Source organism: Myroides marinus (assembly GCF_900109075.1).
Classification (GTDB): Bacteria; Bacteroidota; Bacteroidia; order Flavobacteriales; family Flavobacteriaceae; genus Flavobacterium; species Flavobacterium marinum_A.
In genome coordinates this window covers 1-10,055 of record NZ_FNYS01000041.1, presented here as the reverse complement: position 1 = coordinate 10,055, position 10,055 = coordinate 1, and the positions used below count along the sequence as shown (strand labels likewise).

The window sequence follows — 10,055 nt, the reverse complement described above, 5'->3', positions numbered from 1 at the left end:
CTACGATAACTTTTTAGAAGCCAGCATGCTGGCTTCTTTTTTTATGCCATATTGACAAATCTCAGGTTACATATTTTTATCGGACAACAATGATTTTGAATTAATATCTTATCTTTGTTTTAATCAGATATTTATGTATTTTGTAGATGCTTTTTTAGGTTTAATATGTCAAGTCTGATAAAATAAAATGGAATAGCTAAAGATTTTAGTATATTTGTATTACTTAATTTTGAATATTAATGGGGTTAGTAACGGCGAAGGAAGTAGCAAAAGCAATTAACTTAGATAAATACGGCGTATTAGGAACTTTTTCAGGATGGTTGTTGATGAAAACGCTTAAAATCACTACGTTAAATAAGATTTACGACCGCAATAAGCATTTGACAGACTTAGATTTTTTGAATGCTATCTTAGAAGAATTTCAAATTGAATTTGAAATAGATCCAGAAGAACTTAAAAGATTGCCTAAAAAAGGGCCATATATTACCATTTCTAATCATCCATTAGGAGGAATTGATGGTATCTTATTATTAAAACTAATGCAAGAGCATGATCCTGACTTTAAGATCATCGCTAACTTTTTATTGCATAGAGTAGAACCACTTAAACCTTATATAATGCCAGTAAATCCTTTTGAGAATAATAAGGATGCTAAGTCTAGCGTTATAGGGTTAAAAGATACATTAAGACATTTAAGTGATGGTAAACCTCTAGGGATATTCCCTGCAGGTGAAGTGTCAACATATAAAGATGATAAACTGATAGTAGATAAACCTTGGGAAGAGGGAGCTATTAAGCTTATTAAGAAAGCAGGTGTGCCAGTAGTACCTATTTATTTTCATGCAACGAATAGTAAATTGTTCTATTTCTTGTCTCAAATAAATCCTACGTTGCGTACAGCTAAGTTGCCTTCTGAGTTATTGACTCAGAAAAACCGTGTGATTAAAGTGAGAATCGGTAGACCGATATCTGTAGAAGAACAGAGTGAGCACTACGATTTTAATGATTATGGTAACTTCTTGCGTTTTAAGACATATCTATTATCGAATGCATATAAAGATGAAGAGAACAGAAAGTGGATTAAGGTTCCTTCATTTAATTTTAAATTCCCAAAGAGTGTGAAAGATATTATCGACCCACAACCAACTGAGAAAATTCTAGAGGAAATTAATGCACTTAGAGATGGTGATTTCCGTCTGCTACAGAGTAAAAACTATGAAGTTTTCTTATGTAAGTCTGAGTTGATTCCAACTATTTTAACTGAATTAGGACGTCTAAGAGAGGTTACGTTTAGAGAAGTGGGAGAGGGAACTAATAATTCGTTAGATTTAGATCAATACGATAAGTATTATCACCACATGTTCTTATGGGACAATGATGCTCAGGTGATATGTGGAGCTTACCGTATGGGATTAGGGTCTGAGATATATAAAAAATATGGAATTAATGGATTCTATCTGAATGAATTGTTCAGATTTGAGTCTGAGTTATACCCTATGATGGCTCAGTCTATCGAGATGGGACGCGCATTTATTATCAAGGAGTATCAACAGAAGCCAATGCCACTGTTCTTATTGTGGAAAGGTATCGTACATACTACATTAAGATATCCTGAACATAAATATTTAATAGGTGGAGTGAGTATTAGTAATCAGTTCTCTGATTTTTCTAAGTCGCTGATGATTGAGTTTATGAGATCTCATTATTTTGATCCTTATATTGCTCAATATATCACACCGAAGATGGAGTATAAGGTAAATCTGAAAGACAGTGAGAAAGATCTTATCTTTAGCGAAACAGATTCTGACTTAAACAAATTTGATAAAATTATCGAAGATGTAGAACCAGGTAAATTAAGATTGCCTGTGTTGATTAAAAAATATATCAAACAGAATGCTAAGGTTATTGCGTTTAACGTGGATCCTCTATTTAATAATGCAATAGATGGTCTTATGTATATCAAGATCGCCGATTTACCAGAAAGTACAGTAAAACCTGTAATGGAGGAATTCGAAGCAGAACTAGAACGCAAAATTCAAGAAGAACAAAATAAAGCTAGTAAATAGCTAATATAAGAAAGAGCTCATTATAGAGCTCTTTTTTTATGTGGTATAACTAATGTGTGATTAGCTCTAATATAGGAATATGGAGTAGTAGGGGAGTGTGAGAGTGTTAGTAGTGCAGAGATTTCTACACTAGACGATAGGTTATAATGTACTACTCTGACAGATATTGTATAACTAAAAAGGCTACTTACATAAGTTATGAAGTAGCCTTTTTAGTTGTTATAAGTGTTCTAGTGCTGTACTAGTACTTTTATTTTATCGATAATGACTTGAGCCAATTTCTCTTTACTTTCGTATGTCCATCCTGCTATATGTGGAGATAAGAGCACATTCTTAGCTTGGATTAGGTATTGCATTGGTTCTGGTAGTGCATTGTCAGAGAACATATTCTCGAATGATGACTTCTCATATTCTAATACGTCTAGAGCTGCTCCTCTGATTTTACCAGATTTAAGTGCTTCTACTACATCATATGTGTTGGCAGATTTACCTCTAGCTGTATTGATGAACCAAAATGGTTTTTTAAATCCATTGATAAGCTCTGCATTGATTAAATGCATCGTCTCTGGAGTCTGTGGAGTGTGGAGACTTAGTATATCAGAACGCTCCTGTAGCTCCTGTAAGCTTACTTGTTTTGCGTACTGATTCCCTAATCCTTCTTTTATATCGTGGAATATTACTTCACAGTCGAACCCTTGTAGTCGTTTAGCAAAGGCGTTACCCATATTTCCATATCCTATAATACCTACCGTTTTGCCTTCTATCTCATATCCTCTGTTGCCCTCTCGTATCCAGATTCCTTGTCTTACTTCTTGATCTACTAGATTTAGTTTGTTCATAAGTGTAAGTAGCATCCCTAATGCGTGCTCTCCTACAGCAGTTCTATTGCCTTCTGGAGCTGCTATTAATGCTATTCCTTTGGTCTCTGCATAAGCACAATCTATGTTTTCTAAACCGGCACCTACACGCCCGATGAACTTAAGGTTAATAGCCTTATCTAAGAAAGTCTGGTCAATAGAAAAACGACTTCTAATGATTATTCCCTCATATTCGTGTATAATTTCTTCTATTTCTGACTTACTAGCAGTGTAATTCTCTACATTTTCGTAGCCTAGCTCTGCTAGTTGAGCAATCATTAGTGGGTGATTACTGTCTATATGTAATACTTTCTTAGTGTTCATTTTAAATATAGTTGTGTAATAAGGAGGTTCTAGAACCCTAGAATAACCTTCGCAATAGAAAAGTATATCAAGATTCCGAAGATATCATTACTTGTAGTGATAAACGGACCTGTAGCTAAAGCGGGGTCTATTCCGTATTTATTTAATAAAATAGGTACAAAAGTACCGATAAGACTCGCGATAATAATCACACTGATTAATGCGATGGATACGGTGATACCGATGATATAATCTACTCCTAATAAGAAGTGACTACCTAGCATCATCAATATAGCTAGTAGAAATCCATTTAGTAAACTAAGTGTTACTTCCTTTCCTAGTCGTTTCCAGATTGAACCAGTAATGGTGTTGTTCGCTAATCCTTGTACAATAATGGCAGAAGATTGTACTCCTACGTTACCAGCCATAGCGGCGATAAGTGGGGTGAAGAAGAATAAAACTCCGAATTTCTCCATAGCTCCTTCAAAACTTCTAGATACATTAACGGCTACAAATCCACCAATCATCGCTAATATCAACCAAGGTAATCTAGCACGTGTTAGCATTAAGATACTATCGTTAGCCTCTACGTCCTGAGAGATACCGGCTGCTAATTGGTAATCCTTATCTGCTTCTTCTTTAATTACGTCCACAATATCATCGATGGTAATACGACCTACTAGTCTTCCCATTTCATCAACTACTGGGATGGCTTCTAAGTCATACTTCTGCATGATACGGGCTACTTCTACATCTTTAGTATCTACTTTTACAAAGTCTACATTACGTATATAAACATCACTGATGTGGGTAGTAGTAGATGATGTAAGTAAATCTTTAAGTGATAAACGTCCTTTTAGACGACCATCGTCATCTAATACATAAATAGAGTGAACGCGTGATACGTTCTCTGCTTGTTTACGCATTTCTCTGACACAAGTAAGTACTGACCAATTCTCATTGACAGATACAAACTCCTTAGCCATAAGTCCTCCTGCTGTGTCTTCGTCATAACGAAGAAGTTCCACGATATCTTTAGCGTGTTCTAAGTCTTCTAACTCAGAAAGCACTTCTTCTTTTTTATCTTCTGGTAATTCAGAGATAATATCAGCAGCGTCATCCGTGTCTAATTCATCTAATTCCTCCGCAATCTCTTTTGGGGATAGATTCTTTAATATCTTTTCACGGACATCTTCATCTAATTCTAGAAGGATTTCTGCAGTGACTTCACTGTCTAATATATCGAATAGGTATATGGCTTCCTCCTGAGAAAGCTCATTCATAATCTCGGCTATATCGGCATAGTGTATGTCTTGAAGGATCTCTAATAATCCTTTTTCATCTTTTGCAGCTATTAAATCTTCGAATTGTTGTAAAGATTCTCTACTGATTTTAAACTCCATAGGCTTCTATTTTCTTTGTTAGTTCTATAAATTCTTTATAGTCTAATTGTTCTGGTCTTAAATTAAATACTTCTTCTGCTCTAATCTCGTCTGGCAAGTTATAGCCTTTTAAGCTATTTCGTAAGGTCTTTCTTCGTTGATTAAAGGCAGTTTTTACTACTGTGAAGAATAGCTTTTCGTTGCATGGTAAGCTATAATCTTCTTTACGACGCATACGCATTACACCTGATTTTACCTTTGGTGGTGGGTTGAATACATGCTCGTCTACAGTGAATAGGTATTCCGTTTCGTAGAATGCCTGTGTTAATACAGATAAGATACCATATGCTTTAGTTCCTTTTTTCTCACAGATACGTTCTGCAACTTCTTTTTGGAACATACCTGAAAACTCAGGGATGTAGTCTCTTAATTCTAAAGCTCTAAACACGATTTGTGTTGAGATGTTATAAGGGAAGTTACCAATTACTGCGAATGGCTCTTGCTTAAAGGCACTAACGATGTCGAACTTTAGAAAATCCTGTGCGAAGATATGATCGTGAAGTTTAGGATAGTGGGCATGTAGATAATCTACAGACTCTGTGTCTATCTCTACTACGAAAGTCTCTGTTGGTTTGTCTAAAATGTACTTTGTCAATACTCCCATACCTGGACCTATCTCTAGTACTTTCTTATATCCTTCTAGAGTTAGTGTATCAGCGATGTTCTTTGCAACACTTTCGTCTGTCAAAAAGTGTTGACCTAAATGCTTTTTTGCTCTTACTTTATCCATGGTATCTTATTAATGTTCGCTAATTAATTCTAGCTCTGTCTTAAATGTCAACATAAGCTCGCCAAATAATTTCTTTGCTTCGTTCTCAAAACGATCAAAGTCTTCTTTGTAAAACTGATCTAATAATTCTTTACTCTGTGTTTCGAATTGTAGGGAATAAGTTTGTCCACCCATCTCTTCTTCTATTAGCACTTTTATAATGCGTGCTTTGTCAAACTTCCCTGTAGCCAACATTCCTGGTATATAGGCATTCTTTGTCCATTGCATCCACGTATCGTGAGCAGTTTCATGTATGTTGACTGTGATGTTGTATATAATCATAATCTAGATTAGCTTATTTATTTGTGCAAAGATAAAAAAAGCACCAAACTCATTTTATCAGTATTTGGTGCTTTATTTTATAAGGTTATTATTGATGTATTTAGTCGATGATATCAAATCCTGTGTAAGGACGTAATACTTCTGGGATTACAATTCCTTCTGGAGTTTGATAGTTTTCTAGAATTCCAGCTAGTACACGTGGTAATGCTAATGAACTACCATTTAATGTATGTGCTAGTTGATTCTTTCCTTCTTTATCTCTAAATCTTAATTTCAATCTATTCGCTTGGAATGTCTCAAAGTTAGATACAGAACTAATCTCTAACCATCTGTCTTGTGCTGTAGAGAATACTTCGAAGTCATATGTAAGTGCTGATGTGAATCCCATATCTCCACCACATAATCTCAAGATTCTGTAAGGTAACTTTAATTCGTTTAATAGTCCTTTTACGTGCTCTACCATTCCGTCTAACGCTTGGTAAGAATTGTCAGGGTGCTCGATACGTACAATTTCTACTTTGTCAAATTGGTGAAGACGGTTAAGACCTCTTACGTGTGCTCCATATGATCCTGCTTCTCTACGGAAACATGGTGTATATGCTGTACACATAATAGGTAACTCAGTCTCCTGTAAGATAACATCTCTAAAGATATTAGTTACTGGTACTTCTGCAGTTGGGATTAAGTATAGATCGTCAACTGTGCTGTGGTACATTTGACCTTCTTTATCAGGTAACTGTCCTGTACCGTATCCTGATGCTTCATTGATCAAGTGTGGTACTTGGTATTCGTTATATCCTGCAGCTGTATTCTTGTCTAAGAAGTAAGAAATTAAGGCTCTCTGAAGACGTGCTCCTTTACCTTTATATACAGGGAAGCCTGCTCCAGTGATTTTATTACCTAATTCGAAGTCGATGATATCGTATTTCTTAGCTAATTCCCAGTGAGGTAATGCTCCTTCGTGTAAAGTTGGTACTTCACCTGCTTCGAATACGTTTAAGTTGTCATCTGCGTCTTTACCTGCTGGTACAATGTCAGCTGGTACGTTAGGTAATGTGTATAGTTTCTCTGTTAATAATGCAGATACATTATTAAGCTCTTCTGTTAATTGTTTGCTTTGGTCACGTAAATTAGAAGTTTTCTCTTTGATGATCTCAGCTTTCGCTTTCTCACCACTCTTCATTAACTCCCCGATGCTTTTGGATAGTTTGTTCGATTCTGCTAATACATTGTCTAATTCTACTTGTGTGCTTCTTCTTTTCTCATCTAATTCAAGCACTTCTTTTAGCAAATCGGCAACATCAAGATTTCTTTTGGCTAATCCTTTAACCACTTTCTCTTGATTCTCTCTAATAAAAGCTATCTGTAACATATTATAAATATTAATTGTATAGCAAAGTTAGAAAATAGTTTTCTATTAATAACTATTTTGCCTACCTCTTTATGCGTTTTGTCTAATATTATGCATTTTATTAGGGAGATTTTTAGATTATTTAAATCATTATTGTGCAAGACTACGCTTTATAAGAGTTTTTAATTTTGAGGTTTTTATGGCGATACACTTGGGGTTAGTCTCTTATTTATGTGAAAGAATTGATAATTTAAGCCTTGGTTTAAAAAAATGTGAGATTAGTTAAAGTAAAATTTTACTTTTGTCTTAATAATATTACAGTTTGTAAAAAATAAAAATGGATATACTTATTAAATTATCTCAATTCTTATTGAGTTTGTCTTTGTTGATTATCTTACATGAGTTAGGGCACTTTATTCCTGCTAAACTTTTTAAAACTCGTGTAGAAAAGTTTTACTTGTTCTTTGATGTAAAGTTCTCTCTGTTTAAAAAGAAGATTGGGGATACTGTTTATGGTATTGGTTGGTTGCCATTAGGTGGATATGTAAAGATATCTGGTATGGTGGACGAGAGTATGGATACAGAGCAATTAGCTAGTGAACCACAGCCTTGGGAATTTAGATCTAAACCAGCTTGGCAACGTCTGATTATTATGTTAGGGGGAGTAACAGTGAACTTTATACTTGCTTTCCTTATATATATAGGTATGGCTTATGCGTATGGAGAAAAGTATATTGCTACTAAGGATGTAAATGCTGGGATATGGGTTCAAAATCCTATACTAGAAGAGGCAGGTCTTAAGACTGGTGATAAAATCTTAAAAGTTGACGGAAAAGAGATTGTGAAGTTTAATAGCTTGCCTGAAGCTATCTTAATGGGTAATGATATTGAGATAGAACGTGCAGGTGTAGTAGAACACGTTAAGTTGCCAGTTAATTTCTTAGGTCAGATTACTGAGAATAAAGGAGCTGGATTTATTGGACTGCGTATTCCTTTTATAGTATCTGGTTTTGGTGAGAATTCTATTAATGAGAATATTCTTCAGGTAAAAGATATTGTGAAGTCTATTAATGGTGTTGATACGCCTTATTTCGATATGGTTGCTGGTGTATTAGAGTCTAATAAAGGACAAACAGTGCCAATGGTGGTAAGTCGTGACGGAAAGGATCTTACAGTAGATGTAAAAGTTAATGCTGATGGTAAGCTGGAAACTTATTATGCAGCTGCATTGCCTTTTGATAACTTAGAAAAACTAGGATTGTATAAGTTAAGTAAAGAGGAGTATTCTCTAGTGGAAGCTATCCCTGCGGGATTACATATGGGGAAGGATAGAGTAATGAGTTACTTCGGTCAATTGAAAAAAATCGTTCAGCCTGAAACAGGTGCATATAAAGGTGTAGGTGGGTTTAAAGCTATCTATGATATATTCCCTCAATTCTGGAGCTGGCAGGTATTCTGGAGTATTACAGCTATGTTGTCTATTATGCTTGGAGTAATGAACTTATTGCCTATTCCTGCGTTAGATGGGGGACATGTTATCTTTTTATTATATGAAATGATTTCGGGAAGAAAACCAAGTGATAAGTTTTTAGAAAAGGCACAAATGGTTGGTTTCTTTATACTTATAGGGCTTCTTCTATTTGCAAACGGTAATGATATTTACAAAGCTATCTTCAGTAAATAAAAAAAATATCAAAAAAATGCTTGTTGGGTTTTGCAGAAATGAAAAATCGTTTTATATTTGCATCGCAATAAAGGTAACACACCTTCCTCCTTAGCTCAGTTGGTTAGAGCATCTGACTGTTAATCAGAGGGTCCTTGGTTCGAGCCCAAGAGGGGGAGCAGAGAAGCCAGTCAACGACTGGCTTTTTTCTTATAACCGTTTAGGTTATGGAATTTTAAAAACAAGAATACAAGTAAAGAAATTTACTTTTTAAGGGGATTTGAAAAGCGATATCTAACAAGGTATCGCTTTTCGCTTTTTATACACTTTGTATTTTTGATGTTTAGAGTATTTGAGGATCAATCTAATATAGGTAGTGGGGACCAGTGACAAAAGTTGGGGATTAGACAAGATGTTTAGTTAATCTAAAAAGAAAGGAACTTTATCTCTGAAACCTCTATGTATTGTTTTGAAGAAGGTACTTTGATATTGGAGAACTTGAGCAAGGTGGTGTTATTGATTGTATGCCATTGATTAATGTGCTTGTTCTGTTTTTGTAAAGAGGTAGTCATTTTTACTTTATATATTAAGTATGTGTGCTTCTTTATTTGTGATTGAAGCTTCATGGATGTAGTTGTTGTGTTGAACTAAATAGTTTGGTAGTTATTTCTACTTTATATAATATGTCTAGTTTATTATTTCGAGATAGGAACTTAATAAATGGAGCTATATAGTATTTGTATGATATATGTACCTGTTGTATTGTACCAAATGGTTGTGGAGTCATTTCTATTTTATATAATATATGTGTACTTCTTTATTTGTGATTGGAGCATAATAAATGCAGCTATATAGTATCTGTATGATATATGTACTTATTGTGTTGTGCTAAATGGCAGGGTAGTTAGTTCTACTTTATATATTACATGAAGTTCATCGTTTTGAGATAGGAATTGAATAAAAGATGTTGTGCTTTTGATTTTGGGTATAATATATAGGTGACATTGTGTTATCTCTATTGTATGTATTGCATGATTTCTGTAGAATAACTAAGAAAATGATATTTTGTAAACGTTGTCGGGCAATAGAATTGCTAATTATTGAATAGTTGGTGATTTTAATAAAAAACTTTCATCTCTAAAACATCGTATAATAACGAGTTACGAAATACTTTGAAAAAACCTTTAAAAAAAGACTAGCTAAAGTTTGCGAGTAAGGAAAAAGGTACTACTTTTGCATCCGCATTAGAGAAGTAATAACGACTCTAGAGGCAGACGATCATAAACAAAAAGTGAAGCAAGAATTACTTAAAAATAAGCTTT

The 10,055-nt window shown here is 34.5% G+C and carries 7 protein-coding genes and 1 tRNA gene; 3 read left to right on the top strand and 5 right to left on the bottom strand.

Annotated features, from left to right (window positions below):
• Window positions 1-239 precede the first annotated feature (239 nt).
• A complete protein-coding gene (locus BMX53_RS18650) occupies window positions 240-2,066 on the top strand; it encodes a GNAT family N-acyltransferase (RefSeq protein ID WP_038987599.1) in 1,827 nt (608 codons plus the stop codon).
• Window positions 2,067-2,296: 230 nt separating this feature from the next.
• On the opposite strand, the gene BMX53_RS18645 is transcribed toward BMX53_RS18650, so the two are convergent.
• The 5 genes from BMX53_RS18645 to serS all read right to left on the bottom strand — a co-directional run bounded on the left by BMX53_RS18645 (window position 2,297) and on the right by serS (window position 7,091).
• On the bottom strand, window positions 2,297-3,247 hold the full coding sequence (locus BMX53_RS18645; RefSeq protein ID WP_038987600.1) for a 2-hydroxyacid dehydrogenase: 951 nt from the start codon (window positions 3,245-3,247) through the stop codon (window positions 2,297-2,299).
• A gap of 29 nt (window positions 3,248-3,276) precedes the next feature.
• A complete protein-coding gene (gene mgtE / locus BMX53_RS18640; RefSeq protein WP_038987601.1) occupies window positions 3,277-4,629 on the bottom strand; it encodes a magnesium transporter in 1,353 nt (450 codons plus the stop codon).
• The gene (rsmA, locus tag BMX53_RS18635) at window positions 4,619-5,398 is read right to left on the bottom strand and encodes a 16S rRNA (adenine(1518)-N(6)/adenine(1519)-N(6))-dimethyltransferase RsmA (RefSeq protein ID WP_038987602.1); all 780 of its coding nucleotides are present in this window, start codon (window positions 5,396-5,398) and stop codon (window positions 4,619-4,621) included. The genes mgtE and rsmA overlap by 11 nt, the downstream gene beginning before the upstream one ends.
• A 9-nt stretch (window positions 5,399-5,407) precedes the next feature.
• Entirely contained in the window at window positions 5,408-5,719 is a 312-nt protein-coding gene (locus BMX53_RS18630) for a DUF4286 family protein (RefSeq protein WP_038987603.1), read from the bottom strand.
• 100 nt (window positions 5,720-5,819) lie between these two features.
• The gene (gene serS / locus BMX53_RS18625) at window positions 5,820-7,091 is read right to left on the bottom strand and encodes a serine--tRNA ligase (RefSeq protein ID WP_038987604.1); all 1,272 of its coding nucleotides are present in this window, start codon (window positions 7,089-7,091) and stop codon (window positions 5,820-5,822) included.
• Between the two features lie 316 nt (window positions 7,092-7,407).
• Here serS and rseP point away from each other — a divergent pair, with 316 nt between their 5' ends.
• Window positions 7,408-8,754: an RIP metalloprotease RseP gene (rseP, locus tag BMX53_RS18620; RefSeq protein WP_038987605.1), complete on the top strand. Its 1,347-nt coding sequence runs from the start codon at window positions 7,408-7,410 to the stop codon at window positions 8,752-8,754.
• 84 nt (window positions 8,755-8,838) lie between these two features.
• Window positions 8,839-8,912: transfer RNA gene (locus BMX53_RS18615), tRNA-Asn, on the top strand.
• Window positions 8,913-10,055 lie beyond the last annotated feature (1,143 nt).